16 protein-coding genes and 2 pseudogenes are annotated in these 15,213 nt (G+C 73.0%); 13 read left to right on the top strand and 5 right to left on the bottom strand.

The features are described 5' to 3' along the window. Positions 1–32: 32 nt before the first annotated feature. The 3 genes from G7070_RS02225 to malQ are packed head-to-tail and all read left to right on the top strand — an operon-like array spanning position 33 to position 4,127. The gene (locus G7070_RS02225; RefSeq protein ID WP_166231638.1) at positions 33–1,379 is read left to right on the top strand and encodes an MFS transporter; all 1,347 of its coding nucleotides are present in this window, start codon (positions 33–35) and stop codon (positions 1,377–1,379) included. 53 nt (positions 1,380–1,432) lie between these two features. After that, positions 1,433–1,930, top strand: a complete 498-nt coding sequence (locus G7070_RS02220; RefSeq protein ID WP_166231636.1) for a MarR family winged helix-turn-helix transcriptional regulator — start codon at positions 1,433–1,435, stop codon at positions 1,928–1,930. Positions 1,931–1,979: 49 nt separating this feature from the next. After that, positions 1,980–4,127, top strand: coding sequence for a 4-alpha-glucanotransferase (malQ, locus tag G7070_RS02215; RefSeq protein ID WP_166231634.1), 2,148 nt, complete (start codon positions 1,980–1,982; stop codon positions 4,125–4,127). A gap of 24 nt (positions 4,128–4,151) precedes the next feature. Here malQ and G7070_RS02210 read toward each other — a convergent pair whose 3' ends face one another. Both G7070_RS02210 and G7070_RS02205 read right to left on the bottom strand, forming a co-directional pair. Beyond that, positions 4,152–4,715, bottom strand: a complete 564-nt coding sequence (locus tag G7070_RS02210) for an isochorismatase family protein (protein WP_166231632.1) — start codon at positions 4,713–4,715, stop codon at positions 4,152–4,154. Positions 4,716–4,718: 3 nt separating this feature from the next. After that, positions 4,719–6,061, bottom strand: a pseudogene (locus tag G7070_RS02205) (nicotinate phosphoribosyltransferase). Positions 6,062–6,207: 146 nt separating this feature from the next. Here G7070_RS02205 and G7070_RS02200 point away from each other — a divergent pair. The 10 genes and pseudogenes from G7070_RS02200 (at position 6,208) to G7070_RS02155 (ending at position 12,671) form a co-directional block, all read left to right on the top strand. Then, positions 6,208–7,053, top strand: a complete 846-nt coding sequence (locus G7070_RS02200; RefSeq protein ID WP_166231630.1) for an alpha/beta hydrolase — start codon at positions 6,208–6,210, stop codon at positions 7,051–7,053. Between the two features lie 64 nt (positions 7,054–7,117). Beyond that, complete coding sequence (gene clpS / locus G7070_RS02195) at positions 7,118–7,429, top strand: ATP-dependent Clp protease adapter ClpS (protein ID WP_166231628.1); 312 nt, start codon at positions 7,118–7,120, stop codon at positions 7,427–7,429. Then, a complete protein-coding gene (locus tag G7070_RS02190; protein ID WP_166231626.1) occupies positions 7,426–7,623 on the top strand; it encodes a DUF2017 family protein in 198 nt (65 codons plus the stop codon). The genes clpS and G7070_RS02190 overlap by 4 nt, the downstream gene beginning before the upstream one ends. Further along, positions 7,599–7,988: pseudogene (locus tag G7070_RS02185) on the top strand (DUF2017 family protein); the annotation flags it as partial. The gene G7070_RS02190 and the pseudogene G7070_RS02185, both read left to right, overlap by 25 nt. 82 nt (positions 7,989–8,070) lie before the next feature. After that, positions 8,071–8,307 carry a FeoA family protein gene (locus G7070_RS02180; protein WP_206079897.1) on the top strand — a complete coding sequence of 79 codons (237 nt, stop codon included), beginning with the start codon at positions 8,071–8,073 and terminating at the stop codon, positions 8,305–8,307. Continuing rightward, complete coding sequence (feoB, locus tag G7070_RS02175) at positions 8,304–10,337, top strand: ferrous iron transport protein B (RefSeq protein ID WP_206079896.1); 2,034 nt, start codon at positions 8,304–8,306, stop codon at positions 10,335–10,337. Before G7070_RS02180 ends, feoB begins: the two co-directional genes overlap by 4 nt. 88 nt (positions 10,338–10,425) lie before the next feature. Further along, positions 10,426–10,632 (top strand): hypothetical protein, encoded by a 207-nt coding sequence (locus tag G7070_RS02170; protein ID WP_166231624.1) that lies wholly within the window; start codon positions 10,426–10,428, stop codon positions 10,630–10,632. Between the two features lie 46 nt (positions 10,633–10,678). Continuing rightward, positions 10,679–11,494, top strand: coding sequence for a glutamate racemase (gene murI / locus G7070_RS02165; protein WP_166231622.1), 816 nt, complete (start codon positions 10,679–10,681; stop codon positions 11,492–11,494). Continuing rightward, entirely contained in the window at positions 11,491–12,216 is a 726-nt protein-coding gene (gene rph, locus G7070_RS02160) for a ribonuclease PH (RefSeq protein WP_166231620.1), read from the top strand. Before murI ends, rph begins: the two co-directional genes overlap by 4 nt. Then, the gene (locus G7070_RS02155; RefSeq protein WP_166231617.1) at positions 12,213–12,671 is read left to right on the top strand and encodes a DIP1984 family protein; all 459 of its coding nucleotides are present in this window, start codon (positions 12,213–12,215) and stop codon (positions 12,669–12,671) included. Before rph ends, G7070_RS02155 begins: the two co-directional genes overlap by 4 nt. Before the next feature lie 225 nt (positions 12,672–12,896). Here G7070_RS02155 and G7070_RS18220 read toward each other — a convergent pair whose 3' ends face one another. The 3 genes from G7070_RS18220 to G7070_RS02145 are packed head-to-tail and all read right to left on the bottom strand — an operon-like array spanning position 12,897 to position 15,181. Next, positions 12,897–13,634 carry an MFS transporter gene (locus tag G7070_RS18220; protein WP_246227231.1) on the bottom strand — a complete coding sequence of 246 codons (738 nt, stop codon included), beginning with the start codon at positions 13,632–13,634 and terminating at the stop codon, positions 12,897–12,899. Next, positions 13,571–14,365 (bottom strand): MFS transporter, encoded by a 795-nt coding sequence (locus G7070_RS18215; RefSeq protein WP_246227229.1) that lies wholly within the window; start codon positions 14,363–14,365, stop codon positions 13,571–13,573. Before G7070_RS18215 ends, G7070_RS18220 begins: the two co-directional genes overlap by 64 nt. 45 nt (positions 14,366–14,410) lie before the next feature. Next, entirely contained in the window at positions 14,411–15,181 is a 771-nt protein-coding gene (locus G7070_RS02145) for an IclR family transcriptional regulator (RefSeq protein ID WP_166231615.1), read from the bottom strand. Positions 15,182–15,213: the final 32 nt, after the last annotated feature.

Here is a 15,213-nt window from a genome sequence, read left to right as displayed (position 1 = left end):
CCTAAGCCGTTCCGGTGGTGGAATGGATGACCGTGACCCCATCTCGCCGCGGCCTGACCCTCGGGCTGCTCGTCTGCGTCACGGCGGTCGCCTTCGAGGGCATGGCCGTCGTGACCGCGATGCCCGCCGCCGCGGCCGACCTGGGCGACCAGGAGCTGTACGCCTGGGCGTTCTCCGCGGTGATGATCCCTCAGTTGTTCGCGATCGCCGCCGCCGGGCGCGTCGCCGACCGCACCGGCCCCGTCCGGCCGCTGCTCGTGGGGCTGGGGCTCTTCGCGGTCGGGGTGGTGGTCGCCGCGCTGGCGCCGACCATGCTGATCCTGCTCGTGGGGCGGTTCATCCAGGGGCTGGGCGGCGGCGCGGTCAACCTGTGCCTGATGGTCGTCACCGCCCGGGCCTTCGACCCGGCCGAACGCGCGCGGATCATGACGTGGTACTCGGCCTGCTGGATGATGCCCTCGTTCGTGGGCCCCGGCATCGCCGCCTGGGTGACCGAGCACCTGTCCTGGCACTGGGTCTTCTGGCTGATCCTCCCGTTCGTCGGGCTGGGGCTGGCGTTCATGGCCTCGGGGCTGCGGCAGCTGCCGCCCCGCACGGACGCCGACGCCCCCGGCGACCCGGTGCCGCTGCACGCCGCCGCCGCCGTGGCGATCGGCCTGGCCCTGCTGCAGGCCGCCGGGCAGCGGCTCGAGTGGCTGTCGCTGGTGTGGCTCGTCGTCGGCCTGGCGCTCCTGGTGCTCAACTGGCGCCGGCTGATGCCGCGGGGATACTCGCCGGCCGCCCCCGGGCTGTCGGCGGTCGTGATGGTGCGGCTGCTGACCTCGGGCACCTTCTTCGGGGTGCAGTCGTTCCTGCCCCTGATGCTCACCACGCGCGGCACGCCGCTGCTGCGCGCCGGGCTGGTCATCACGCTGGCGTCGGTGGGCTGGATGCTCGGGTCGTGGCTGCAGGCCCGCCCCTGGCTGCGGCTCTCCCGCGACCAGATCATCGTCGCCGGGGCCGTCAGCGTCGCCTCCGGCGCGGCGCTGGTGGCCGTCGCCGCCTGGGTGCCGGCGTCCGACCTCCTCCTCACCACGGTCGGGTTCGCGACCTGCGGACTGGGCATGGGGCTGCAGTCCGCCTCGACGAACCTCGCGACGATGCAGCTCTCCTCGGAGGCAGAGCTGGGCCGCAACACCGGCTCGCTGCAGGTGGGCGAGACCGCGGGCAACGCGCTGTTCGTCGGGATCGCCGGCACGGTGTTCGCGGCGCTCAACCCGATCGCCGCCACCCAGGTGACGTTCGGCACCCAGATGACGCTGCTCGCGGCCGTCGCGCTGCTGGCGATCGCGGCGTCCAAGCGCATCGGTTTCGTGGAGAACCACTCGCTGACGGTGTGATGCTCGCGTTGGTCTAGAGTCTGCTTGCGCACCGTCGGCGAGAGGAGGCAGCCGTGGACGACGAGGTGGACCGCATCCTGGTGGCGTGGACCCACGAGGTGCCCGATCTGGACGTCAGCCCGCTCGCCGTGCTGTCGCGGGTCAGCCGCCTGTCGCGGCACCTCGATCTCGCCCGCCGCGAGGCGTTCGCCGTGCACAACCTGGACCTGTGGGAGTTCGACGTGCTCGCCGCGCTGCGCCGCGAGGGCCCCCCGTACGAGCTCTCGCCCGGCCAGCTCATCCAGCAGACGCTGTCCACGTCGGGCACCATGACCAACCGCATCGACCGGCTCGCCGAACGCGGCCTCGTGGAGCGCGCGCCCGACCCCCGCGACCGCCGCGGCGTCCGGGTGCGGCTGCTGCCGCCCGGACGCGCCGTCGTGGAGGCCGCGCTCGGCGACCTGGTGGCGCGCGAGCGGCTGATCCTCGACGACCTGGACGCCGCGGAGCGCGAACTCATCGCCGGCCTGCTGCGGCGGCTCGTCCTGCCGTTCGAGACCGCCGAGGGCTGAGGGCGCAGGTGCGCGCCGTGCGGCACCGCTTCCCGGTAATCTCGTGGCCATGCCCCTGACGAACCCGGTCCTCGCGCGCTTGGCGGACGCCTTCGGTATCTCCACCGAGTTCTGGGACTGGAAGGGACGCCTCACCCACGTCGACGACGCCACGGTGATCGGCATCCTCGCCGGCATGGGCGTGGACGCGACCACCGACGCCGGCGCGCAGGACGCGCTGACCGAGCGCGAGCTGCGCCCGTGGCGCCGGGGACTGCCCGCCTGCACCGTGATGCGGCAGGGCACCCCGCTGCGCCTGGGCGTCCACGTGCCCGGCGGCACGCCCGCGGCCGTCCACATCCGGCTGGAGGAGGGCGGCCGCCGCGAGGCGGTCCAGGTGGACAACGAGGTCGCGGACCGGGACGTGGACGGCGTCTGGACCGGCGAGGCCACCTTCGAACTGCCCGGGGACCTGCCGCTGGGCTACCACCGCGTCCACCTGGAGTCCGAGGCGGGCGACGCGGAGGCGACCCTGGTGGTCACGCCCGCCTTCCTGGGCTTCCCGGCGTCCATGGACGGGCACCGGATCTGGGGGTACGCGACCCAGCTCTACAGCGTCCGCTCGCAGGAATCGTGGGGCATGGGCGACCTGGCCGACCTGGCGGACCTCGCCACCTGGTCGGGCACGCAGCACTTCGCCGACTACCTGCTGGTCAACCCGCTGCACGCCGCCCAACCGGTGCCGCCGCTGGAGCCGTCCCCGTACCTGCCCAGCAGCCGCCGCTACGTCAACCCGCTCTACATCCGGCCCGAGCTGATCCCCGAGTACGCCACGCTGCCCGAGCACAAGCGCGCCCGCATCGACAAGCTGCACCGCGAGCTCTCCCGGTTCCTCGCGCCGTCGGACCAGATCGAGCGCGACCCGATCTGGGAGGCCAAGCTGGACGCGCTGCGGATCGTCTACGACCAGGGGCTGACCGAGGTCCGCACCATGGCCAAGGAGAACTTCGTGCGCGGCGAGGGCCGCATGCTGTCGCAGTTCGCCACCTGGTGCGCGCTGGTGGGGGAGTTCGGCACGAACTGGCGCGACTGGCCGGTGGAGTACCAGCGGCCCAGCTCGCCGGACGTGTCCGCCTTCGCGGCGAAGAACGCCCGCGAGATCGACTTCTACGTGTGGCTTCAGTGGGTGGCCGACAACCAGCTCCGGGAGGCGCAGTCCGCGGCGCGGGCGGCCAACATGCGGGTCGGCATCATGAACGACCTGGCCGTCGGCGTCAGCGGCTCCAGCGCGGAGGCCTGGGTGCTGGGCGACGCCTTCGCCCAGGGCATCGGCGTCGGCGCGCCCCCCGACCACTACAACCAGCTGGGCCAGGACTGGGGGCAGGCCCCGTGGCGGCCCGACCGGCTCGAGGAGCTGTCCTACCAGCCGTTCCGCGCCATGGTGAAGGGGATCCTGCGGCACTCCGGCGGCATCCGGGTCGACCACATCATGGGCCTGTTCCGGCTGTGGTGGATCCCGCGGGGCATGGCCCCGACCAAGGGCGCCTACGTCCGCTACAACCACGACGCGATGGTCGGCATCCTCATGCTCGAGGCGCAGCGCGCCGGCGCGCTCGTCGTCGGGGAGGACCTGGGCACGGTCGAGCCCTGGGTGCGCGACTACCTGCGCGACCGCGGCGTGCTCGGCACGTCGGTGGCCTGGTTCGAGATGGGCGGGGACGAGCGGCCGGTGCCGCCCGAGGGGTACCGCGAGTACGCGATGGCGTCGGTGACGACCCACGACATGCCGCCCACCGCCGGGTACCTGGCGATGGACCACATCAAGCTGCAGGACCGGCTCGGCCTGCTCACCGAGGGGATCGCGGAGGAGACGGCACTCGCCGAACGGACCTTCGCGACCTGGCGCGAGGCGTTGATCGCGCGCGGCTTCCTCGCGCCCGAGCACGCCGAGGACATCGACGAGCAGGTGCTCGCGATGCACCGCTGGATCGTGGCCTCGCCCGCCCGGGTGCTGAACGCGGCGCTCACCGACGCCGTGGGCGACCACCGCACCCAGAACCAGCCGGGCACCGTCGACGAGTACCCCAACTGGCGCGTCCCGCTGTCGGGGCCCGACGGCGAGCCGATCACCCTCGAGGATGTCTACGTCTCCGCGCGCGCGGCCAAGCTGGCCGCCGTCATGAACGGCTTCGGCGTGGAGTCGGTCGGGCGCCGCTGAGCCGCGGCCGCCCAGCGCCGCGCGTCAGCGGACGCCGACGCCCGCCTGCTCCCACTCCGCGACGGTCGCGGGGACGCCGTCGGGGGAGACGGCGGCGGTCAGGTCGAGCAGCACGACGGTCGCGAACCCCTCGCGGGCGGCGTCCAGCGCCGTGGCCCGGACGCAGTAGTCGGTGGCGATGCCGCACACGTCCACGTCGGTGACGCCCGCGCCCCGCAGGTAGCCGGTCAGCCCGGTGCCGCTCACGCGGTCCGACCCCTCGAACCCGGAGTAGGCCGCCTCGTAGTCGCCCTTGTCGAACACCGCGTCGAACGCGGGCTCGCCCAGGTTCGGGTGGAAGGCGGCGCCCGGCGTCCCGGCGACGCAGTGCGGCGGCCAGGACTCGACGTAGTCGGGGTGATCCGAGAAGTGCGGCCCGGGGTCGATGTGGTGGTCGCGGGTCGCCAGCACCACGTCGTAGCCGTGGTCGGAGGCGAGCAGGGTCGCCACGTCGGCGGCGACGGCGGCGCCGCCGGCCACGGCGAGCGAGCCACCCTCGCAGAAGTCGTTCTGCACGTCGACGACGATCAGCGCGCGCTTTCCGGTCATCACTCAGCCCTCCGGGGCGTAGGGGTTGAAGGTCTGGTCGCCCTCGGCGTCCAGCATGATGGTGACGATGGCGGGGTAACCCTTGCTCATCTTGAACGCCTCGCTGGGCAGTTCGCCACGGGACGCCGCGTGCCGCTCGCGGGCGGCCTCCAGCGACTCGCGCCCGACGATCTCGCCGCCGGAGACCAGGTGCGTCAGCAGCGGCCGGTCGTTGGTGTCGCCCTCGGGGGTGCGCCGACGCCGATCACCTCGGCCTCCGCGATCCCGGCGTCGTTGAGGCGGCGCAGCGCGAACTTGCGGCCGCCGATGGAGCTCTTGTTCAGCGACTTCTTGGCCACGGGCAGCAGCGGCGCGTCGGGGTCGTCGGACTCCGCTCGCGAGACCAGCTTGTAGACGAAGCCGCAGGTGGGGGCGCCCGACCCGGTGACGAGCGAGGTGCCGACGCCGTAGCCGTTCACGGGCGCGGCCCGCAGCGCGGCGATCTGGTACTCGTCCAGGTCGGAGGTGACGATGATCCTGGTGTTGACCGCGCCGAGGGAGTCCAGCAGCTTGCGGACGTCCACCGCCTGGGTGAGCAGGTCGCCCGAGTCGAGCCGGACGGCCCCGAGGCGTCCGTTGGTGAGTTCGACGCCCTTGCGGACGGCCTCGGCGACGTCGTAGGTGTCCACCAGCAGCGTGGTGTTCGGCCCCAGGGCGGCGATCTGGGAGCGGAAGGCGTCCTCCTCGGTGTCGTGCAGGAGGGTGAAGCTGTGCGCGGCCGTCCCGGCGGTCGGGACGCCGTAGCGCCGGCCCGCCTCGAGGTTCGAGGTCGAGCCGAAGCCCGCGATGTAGGCGGCGCGCGCGGCGGCGACCGCCGCCCACTCGTTGGTGCGCCGCGAGCCCATCTCGATGCAGGGCCGATGCCCGGCCATGGCGGTCATCCGGGACGCGGCGGACGCGACGGCCGAGTCGTAGTTGAAGATCGACAGCAGCACCGTCTCGAGGATGCACGCCTCGGCGAACGTGCCCTCCACGACCATGATCGGGGAGCCCGGGAAGTAGAGCTCACCGTCGGGGTAGCCCCAGATGTCGCCGGTGAACCGGTAGTCGGCCAGCCAGGCCGCCAGCTCGTCGTTCACGACGTCGTGCTCGCGCAGGAAGCTGACCGTCTCGTCGTCGAAGCGGAAGTTCTCCAGGGCGTCGAGCGCGCGTCCGGTGCCGGCGACCACCCCGTAGCGGCGGCCCTCGGGAAGCCGACGCGGGAAGAGCTCGAAGACCGAGCGCCGGAACGCGGTGCCCGAGCCGAGGGCGGCGCGGACCATGGTCAGCTCGTAGTGGTCGGTCAACAGGGCCGTCGTCTGCAGCATGGCGCGAGTTTAGTGACGCGGCGTCCGGTGCGGCACATCAACGACCGCGACCCGGACGCACAGGTGCGGGTGGCAGACTGTGGAACGCCCTCCCGCGGCGCGCCGGCGTCCGACAGGGAGGCCCGGATGCGAAGGAGGACCGCCCGATGGCGCGCAGGAGACGACACGTCCCCGTGCTGTTCGGCGCCGTCGCGCTCACGATGGTGGCGGCGATCGGGTTCACCTGGTGGCGCCCCTGGCAGCTGTTCACCGGGGGTGGGGGCACGTTCGCGGACCGCACCAACCAGACCTTCACCGCCTCGAACGGGCTGTCCTCCACCTACCACCTCTACGCGGCCGGCCTGACCCACGAGACCGCCATCGGGATCGTCTTCCAGTTCCACGGCGACGGCGCGTACGAGTTCACCCACCCGACCAGCAGCTACTCCTTCGGCGGGTCCGCCGGCATCGTGGCGGAGGCGCGCAGCCGCGGCTACATCGTGGTGCCCGTCCTGTCGCCGGACCGCTCCGGGGAGACCACGTGGTGGGAGGAGGGCGAGCGCAACGCCACCTTCGCCGACGAGCTGATCGCCACGATGCGGGAGCGCTACCCGGGGGCCGCGGACAACACCTGGCTCGTCGGGTACTCCGGCGGCAGCCAGTTCATCACCCAGTTCTACCTGCCGCTGCACGCGCGCACCCTGACCGGCGGGGGAGCGGTCATGTTCGCGGGCGGCGGTCGCCCCTACGACGTGGCGTCGCGCGCCTTCCCCGATGCGCTCAAGCCCCGGTTCCCCATGCACTGGTACACCGGCGCCCGGGACGACGGCCGGCGTTCCGACGACGGCTACGACGCGCTCGGTGACGAGGTGCACGGCGCCAAGGCCGGCGTGGCCTACTACAGCGCGGCCGGGTTCCCCACGACGTACGAGTGGGTGCCCGGTCTGGGTCACGACCTCGACGACCGGTTCGGCGGCGTGCTGGCCCAGCAACTCGACCTGCACGCCCGCTGAGCGCCCGAGCCGTCCCGTTCGGCCCGGATCCGGGGGCGTCGGGGGCGCGTGACAGAATGAAAGCATGTCCACGCCGAAGGAGCTGGCCACCCCCGCGGGTGGAACCACGGTCGCCGACCGTCCCGCGGCGACCGCCCAGGAGGTGACCCCCTGGGTGACGATCGTCTGGGACGACCCGGTCAACCTGATGAGCTACGTCACCCACGTCTTCGTGACCTACTTCAAGTTCGCCCGGCCCAAGGCCGAACGGCTGATGCTCGCCGTGCACCACGAGGGCCGCGCCGTCGTCGCGTCCGGCACGCGGGAGGAGATGGAGCAGCACGTGAACGCACTGCACGCCTACGGCCTGTGGGCCACCCTGGAGAAGTCGGAGTGATCCCCTTCAGCAGGCGGGGCGAGGACCTCGTCGCGCACGTGGACGGCTTCGAGGCGGCCCTGATGATCTCCCTGGTCGGGCAGGTCGCCGAACTCCTGGGCGGCCGCGCCCCCGGGCGCAGTCGAGCGACCCGTTCGCCCAGTGGGAGAGCGAGTTCGAGCCCGGCGTCGAGCTCGACCGGTCCGACCCGGTGATCGCCCGGCTGTTCCCCGACGCCTACGAGGACGCCGGGGCCGCAGGGGAGCACCACCGTTTCAGCCAGGAGGCGCTGCGCCGGGATCGGATCGCCGACTCGGACGCGGTGCTGGCCGTGCTGGGCGACGTCGGGGAGGACGGCGGGGAACTCGTCGTGCCGGCGGACGCGGCCGAGGCGTGGCTGAGGGTGTTCAACGGGGTTCGGCTGAGCCTCGCGGTCCGCCTCGGCATCGAGACCGACACCGATCACGCCGACCTGGAGGCGCTGTCGCCCCGCGACCCGCGCAGCCAGATCGTGGACCTGTACGACTGGCTGGGCCTGGTCCTGGAGTCGCTGCTCGACGCGCTGCACCGCGACGCCTGAGATCGCCTTTTGGCTAGGGCAACGTTGCGCAAATCGGTGTTACTACTGGCGGTAGTAAGAAACTTAGGTTAGCCTTTCAAACGTGCCTGAAACGCTGAATCTGGCGGGCGCCCCGATGGACACCCCCCTTCTCCTCACCGGAGTGCACCCCGACCACACCACCGCGCGCCGCCTGGCGAGCCTCGGCCTGCGCCGCGGCAGCCGGATCGAACTCGTGCAGCGCCTGGCCGGCGGCGGCCGGATCGTGTCGGTCGCGGGCGGCCGGGTGGCCGTGGACGCCGCCGTGCTGCGGGAGTTGTCGGCCGAGGTCGCCGCGTGAGCGCCGAGACCCGGTCGGGCCGCGTGCTCAGCATCCAGCCCCGAACCCCCACGCTGCGCGCGGCGTGCTGCGAGGGCAGCGGCGAGGGTGCCGAGGGCGCCCCGATCGTGGCGCTGGCCGGCGCGCCCAACGTCGGGAAGTCCACCCTGTTCAACGGCCTGACGGGCCTGCGCGCCACCACCGGCAACTGGCCCGGCACGACCGTCGACGTCGGACGCGGCGTCTGGCGGTTCCGGGCCGGCGACAAGGTGTGCCAGTGCGACGCGTGCGACGGCGCCTGCACGGCGAACAACGTCACCGAGTTCACCCTCATCGACCTGCCGGGCGCCTACAGCCTCGACCCGCTCAGCCCCGACGAGGAGTTGACCCGCGTCCTGCTGCTGGAGGCGCCGGCCTCCGAGCGCCCCGACGTCACCGTCGTGGCGGTGGACGCCGCGCACCTGGCCCGCTCCCTGTACCTGGTCGCCCAACTGCGCGAGGCGTCCTGCCGCGTCGTGGTCGCCCTGACCATGACCGACGTCGCCCGGCAGGCCGGCGTCGAGGTCGACAGTTACGCCCTGTCGGAGGCCCTCGGGATCCCCGTCGTGGTGGTCGACCCGCGCCACCGCGTCGGTCTGGACAACCTCACCCGGGCGGTCCGGGAGGCGCTGGCGCGCCCCGCTCCGGCGCCCCGCGCCGTGGGCGAGTGGTCGGACGACCTCGAGCGCGAGGACGAGCGCTTCGCCTGGATCGAGGACGCCGCGGCGTCCGGCACGACGCGCACGGGCGCCGAGCGGGTCAGCCGGTCCGACCGGATCGACCGCGTGGTCACCCACCCCGTCGCCGGCCCGCTGGTCTTCCTGGGCGTGATGTGGATCGTGTTCCAGATCACCACCACGGTCGCCGCCCCGCTGCAGGACTGGCTGGACGGCTTCTTCACCGGCCCGGTCTCGGACGCCGCCCGCGGCCTGCTCGGCCTGATCGGCCTGGGCGGCACCTGGGTCGAGGGGCTCGTCGTGGACGGCCTCGTCGCCGGCGTCGGCATGCTGCTGACGTTCGTGCCGCTGATGGCGCTCATGTTCGTCCTGCTGGCGCTGCTGGAGGACTCGGGCTACATGGCGCGCGCCGCCGTGGTCACCGACCGCCTGATGCGGCGCATCGGGCTGCCGGGCAAGGCCTTCCTGCCGCTGGTCGTCGGCTTCGGCTGCAACGTGCCGGCCATCTCCGCCACCCGCATCCTGGGCGACCCGCGCCAGCGCATCCTCACCTCGCTGCTGGTGCCCTTCACCTCCTGCACCGCCCGGCTGACCGTCTACGTGATGATCGGCACCATCTTCTTCGGGCGCGGCGCCGGCACGGTCGTGTTCGTCATGTACCTGGCCTCGATCGCCATGGTGATCGGCGTGGGCCTGGTGCTGCGCAGGACGCTGTGGCGCGCGATGGGCGCCGAGCCGCTCGTGCTGGACCTGCCGCCCTACCAGGTGCCCACCGCCCGGCTGACCGCCGCGGTGTCGTGGACGCGGCTGCGGGGCTTCCTCCGGACGGCGTCGGGCATCATCGTCGTCACCGTCTGCGCCGTCTGGCTGCTGCAGTCCATCCCGACCCAGCCCGGCGAGCGCTTCGGCGAGGTCCCCGTGCAGGACTCGGCCTACGGCGTCGCCGCCCAGTCCATCGCGCCCGTGTTCGAGCCCGCGGGCTTCGGGCAGTGGCAGACGGCGTCGGCCCTGGTGGTCGGGTTCGTGGCCAAGGAGGCCGTCATCAGTTCGTGGGCGCAGACCTACGCCGTGGAGGAGCCCGACGAGGGCGAGGACCCGGGCAGCTTCGGCACGGCGATCATGACGGCCTTCGAGGGCTCCTCGGGCGGGCACCCGCTGCCCGCGGTCGCCGCGTTCCTGGTGTTCCTGATGGCCTACACCCCGTGTGTGGCCACCATCGCGGCCCAGAAGCGCGAGATCGGCTGGGCATGGACGCTGTTCGGCATCGCGATGCAGCTCGTCGTCGCCTGGACGGCCGCGGTGGCCGTCTTCCAGATCGGGCGGTTGTTCTGGTGAGGCCGCTGACCGCCGTCCTGGACGCCTTCGAGGGGGCGCCGCCTCGCTGACCGAGGTCGAGGCCCGCACCGGCCTGACACACGACGTGGTGAGCGCCGCGGTCGACCACCTCGTCCGCGCGGGGCGCATCGAGTCGAAGTCCCTGACCGCGGGCTGCCCCTCGGGCGGGTGCGGCGGCTGCGCGTTCGCGACCGCGGACGGCGGGGCGGGCTGCGCGACCGGCGCCCCGGTCCCCGGACGCCGCGGCCCCGGCCTGGTCGCGCTGAGCCTGCGGCGGCGTCCGGGCGCGGCCTGAGCGGGCCCGCTCCGGGGCGCCCGCGTCCCGGGTAGCCTGGGTCGTCGTGAGCGATGTGGATGCACCGATCGGGCTGTTCGATTCGGGTTTCGGGGGGCTGACCGTCGCCCGCGCGGTGACCGACCAGTTGCCCAACGAGGACATCATCTACCTGGGCGACACCGCCCGCGCCCCCTACGGGCCCCGCCCGCTGTCGGAGGTCCGGCAGTTCGCCCTGGAGTCGCTGGACTACCTGGTCGCCCAAGACGTCAAGGCGCTGGTGATCGCGTGCAACTCGGCGTCCTCGGCGGTGCTGCGGGACGCCCGCGAGCGCTACGACGTCCCGGTGATCGAGGTGATCCTGCCCGCCGCGCGCCGGTCGGTGAAGGCCACCCGCAACGGCCGGATCGGCGTCATCTGCACGCAGGCGACCGCGAACTCCCTGAGCTACGACGACGCCCTCACCGCCGTGCCGGACGTCGAACTCTTCACCTCGCCGTGCCCGCGGTTCGTGGACTACGTCGAGCGGGGCGTCACCACCGGCCCCGAGATCCTGGCGCTGGCCCGGGAGTACCTGGCTCCGTTGCAGGGGGCGGACGTCGACACCCTGATCCTGGGCTGCACCCACTACCCGCTGCTGACCGGCGTGCTCGGCTACGTGCTGGGCGACGGGGTCACGATGGTCTCCTCGGCCGACGAGTGCGCCAAGGAGGTCTTCACGACGCTGACCGACCTCGACCTGGTCCGCACCGACCAGCGCCCCGTCACCCGCCGCTTCCTCACCACCGGCAGCCCCGAGATGTTCGAGGGCATCGGGCGGCGCCTGATGGGCGGGTTCGTGACCGATGTCGAGCAGGTGGAAACCGATAGTCTGCGGGCATGACCTTCCAACGCGCCGATGGGCGTGCCCCCGACCAGCTCCGCGACGTCCGCATCACCCGCAAGTGGCTCGACCACGCCGAGGGTTCGGTGCTGGTCGAGTTCGGTGCCACCCGCGTCCTGGTCGCGGCGTCGGTCACGCCGGGGGTCCCGCGCTGGCGCAAGGGCAGCGGCCTGGGCTGGGTCACCGCGGAGTACGAGATGCTGCCGCGCTCGACGCACACCCGCTCGGACCGCGAGTCGCGTCGTGGACGCGTCGGCGGCCGCACCCACGAGATCTCCCGCCTGATCGGCCGGGCGCTGCGCGCGGTCATCGACTACGAGGCGCTGGGGGAGAACACCATCGTCATCGACTGCGACGTGCTGCAGGCCGACGGCGGCACCCGCACCGCGTCCATCACGGGCGCCTACGTCGCCCTCGCGGACGCCGTGGCGTGGCTGCGCGAGCGCGACCTGCTGGCCGGCGAGCCGCTGAAGGACTCGGTGGCCGCGATCAGCGTCGGCATCCTGGACGGCACGGCCCTTCTGGACCTCCCCTACGAGGAGGACTCGGCCGCCGAGGTCGACATGAACATCGTCTGCACCGGCGACGGGCGCCTCATCGAGGTGCAGGGCACCGCCGAGGGGGAGCCGTTCGACCGCGCCCAGCTCGACGCGCTGCTCGACCTGGGGCAGGCGGGGTGCGCCACCCTGGCGACCCTTCAGGCGGAGGCGCTGGCCCGATGAAGCTCGCCCAGGCGCTGGCCGAACGCGCGGCCGTCCAGACCCGGATCGCGGAGATCGAGGGCCGCCTCGCCGGGGCGGTGCTCGTCCAGGAGGGCGAGAGCCCCGTCGAGGATCCCCGGGCGCTGCTGGCCGAGGCCGCGGCGTCCTTCGAGCGGCTGACGTGGCTCGTCGCCGCCATCAACGCGACGAACGCCGCCACCGCCTTCGACGAGGGCGGCACCATCACCGACGCCATCGCCGAGCGGGACACGCTGGCCCGCCGCCAGAAGTTCCTCGCGTCGGTCGCGGCGGCGGCGACGCCGGGCGCCCGGTTCGGGCGCGCCGAGATCAAGTTCGTCCCCACGGTGTCGGTGGCCGACCTGCGCGCCGAGGCCGACGCGACGGCGAAGGCCTTCCGGCGGCTGGACGAGCGGCTCCAGCAGCTCAACTGGTCCACCGACCTCGTCGAGCCCTAAGCTCGGGGCACGACGGGTCCGGGGAGCCGGTACCCGTTCGGCAGCGAGCACGAGCCCACGCGACCGAGGGTTCGTTTCGGTCGCACTGCAGGCCCGACGGGCCGGGCCCTCCCACACGGGGCACGCCCAGCACGACGCACGCGGGCACGACGCAACGCGCACGACGCATCACCGGGTGCTGGGCCGAGCGGGGAGGGTGGGCCAGGGGAACTCCCCGACCCGTCGCTACCGCCGGGCCAGGACGCTGGGGCGTTCCATGAAGCTGGCCGCGACGATCGCCACGCCCAGGACGCAGACAGGGAGCAGCATCGCCTGACCCATCGCCAGCGAGAACGGCGCGGCGGCCTGCGGCGGCAGCCCACCGTGCGCGGCGCCGGCGAGGCCGTCCTGGCCCGCCGGCATCAGCGCGGTGAGCCGCGACTGCATCAGCGCGGCGATGGCCGCCGACCCGATGACCGAGCCGATCTGCCGGGTGGTGTTGTAGACCCCGGCGCCGGCCCCGGCCAGGCGCGGCGGCAGGTTCCGGTTCGCCGTGGTCGACAGCGGCCCCCACATCCCGGCCTGCCCGACGCCCATCATCGCGGCGGGGAACAGGAACGCCCAGATCGGGGTGTCGACGTTCATCCACAGGCCCCACCAGGTCATCGCGCCGGCCACCAGGATCAGGCCGGGCAGCAGGATGAAGCGCGGGTCGGTCCGGTCGAGCAGTCGGCCGGCGAAGGGCGCCAGCACGCCCGACAGCACGGCGCTGGGCGCGGTCAGCAGCGCGGCCTGGGTGGGGGAGAGCCCGCGCCCGAGCTGGGCGAAGAACATCATGGGCAGGGACATGCTCGTCACCGCGCAGCCCACCGCCGCGATGCCGATGTTCGCCATCGCGAAGTTGCGGTCGGCGAACAGGCTCAGCGGGACGAGCGGCTCGTTGCGGGTGTGGGCCTGGTTCCACAGGAAGGCGCCGAACAGCACCGCCCCGGCGAGGATGAGCGACCACACCGACACCGGCCCCAGATGGTCCCCCACGCGTAGGTCTCGCCCTCCTGGAGGCCGAACACGATCAGGAACAGCGCCGCGCCCGACAGCAGGACGCCCGTCACGTCGAAGCGGTGCGGGTGCGTGGGCAGGTCCGGCACCAGGCGGTGGGCGAGCAGCCAGGCCACGACCCCGATGGGGATGTTGATGAAGAAGATCCACTGCCAGCCGAAGCCGTCCACCAGCAGGCCGCCCGCGATCGGCCCCAGCAGCGTCGCGACGCCGGCGGTCGCGCCCCACAGCCCCATCGCGGCCCCGCGGCTCGTGGCGGGGAAGATGCGCGTGATCACCGCCATCGTCTGCGGCGACATCATGGACGCCCCCAGCCCCTGGACGGCGCGGGCCGCGACGAGCAGCGGCAGGCTGCCCGACAGCCCGCACAGCAGGGAGGAGACCGTGAACACCACCAGGCCCACGAGGTAGACGCGCTTGGGGCCGAAGCGGTCGCCGAGGCGTCCGGTCAGCAGCAGGGGCACCGCGTAGGCCAGCAGGTAGGCGCTGGTGACCCACACCACGTTGTCGAGGTTCGCGGTGGCCGGGTCGAGCGCCGCCTTGATGGCGGGGTTGGCGACGGACACGATCGTGGTGTCCAGCAGGATCATGAAGAACCCCACCACCAGCGCCCACAGCGCCGGCCACGGCCGGATGTCGGGGGTGTCCTCGCTCATGCACGTTCCTCTCCGCGGGCGCGGCGGGTCCGTGGCTCGCGTGCCCTAACCCGCGCGGGTGACGACCGGAGGGCGGGGCGCGGAAATCCTAGCCGCCGCGTCCAGGGCTAGCTCGGCCCACGTCTCGGTCGGACGCGCGTCCCAGCGCTGCAGGGGGACCGCGAGCGACACCGCCGCGACGACGTGGCCGGCGAAGTCCCGGATCGGCGCGGCCGCACAGGCCAGCCCCGGCGTCGACTCCTCGCGCTCGTAGGCCACCCCGCCGGCGCGGGCCGCCGCCAGCTCGGGGGTGAGCTCCGCCAGCGTGGTGCGGCTCGCGGGGGTCATGGCGGGCAGCGTCCCGCCGGGGTAGAGGGCGGCGAGCTGTTCCTCGTCGAGGTCGCTCAGCAGCACCTTGCCCAGCCCGGTGCAGGACGCGGGGAGCCGGCGCCCGATCGAGGAGGGCATGTGGAAGGGCTCGGCCCCGTCGACCTTGGCGAGGTAGAACACCTCGTTGCCCTGCAGGACGGCCACCGAGCAGGTCTCGCCCGTCTCCAGCGCCACCGTGCGGGCCAGGTCGGTCGCCTCGCCCAGCAGGTCGAAGCGCGAGGTGTACGCCTGGCCGAGCTGCACGGTCATCATGCCCAGCCGGTAACGCCCGGCCTCGTCGCGCTCGAGGTAGCCGCGGGAGACCAGGGTGGTCAGCAGCTCGTGGACGGTCGTGCGGGGGAGGTCGGTCGCGACGCCGATGTCGGCGGCGGTGAGGCGTCCGGAGCGTCCCACGAACAGCTCCAGGATGTCGAGGGCGCGCATGACAGCGGGCGTGCGGCGTGCCATGCCGGCTCCTTTCGTCGTCGGGAAGCCTACCC

This window comes from Propioniciclava coleopterorum (assembly GCF_011393335.1).
GTDB classification, from domain to species: Bacteria; Actinomycetota; Actinomycetes; order Propionibacteriales; family Propionibacteriaceae; genus Propioniciclava; species Propioniciclava coleopterorum.
The sequence above is the reverse complement of the archived record's forward strand: the minus strand, read 5'-3'. Positions and strand labels throughout refer to the sequence as shown.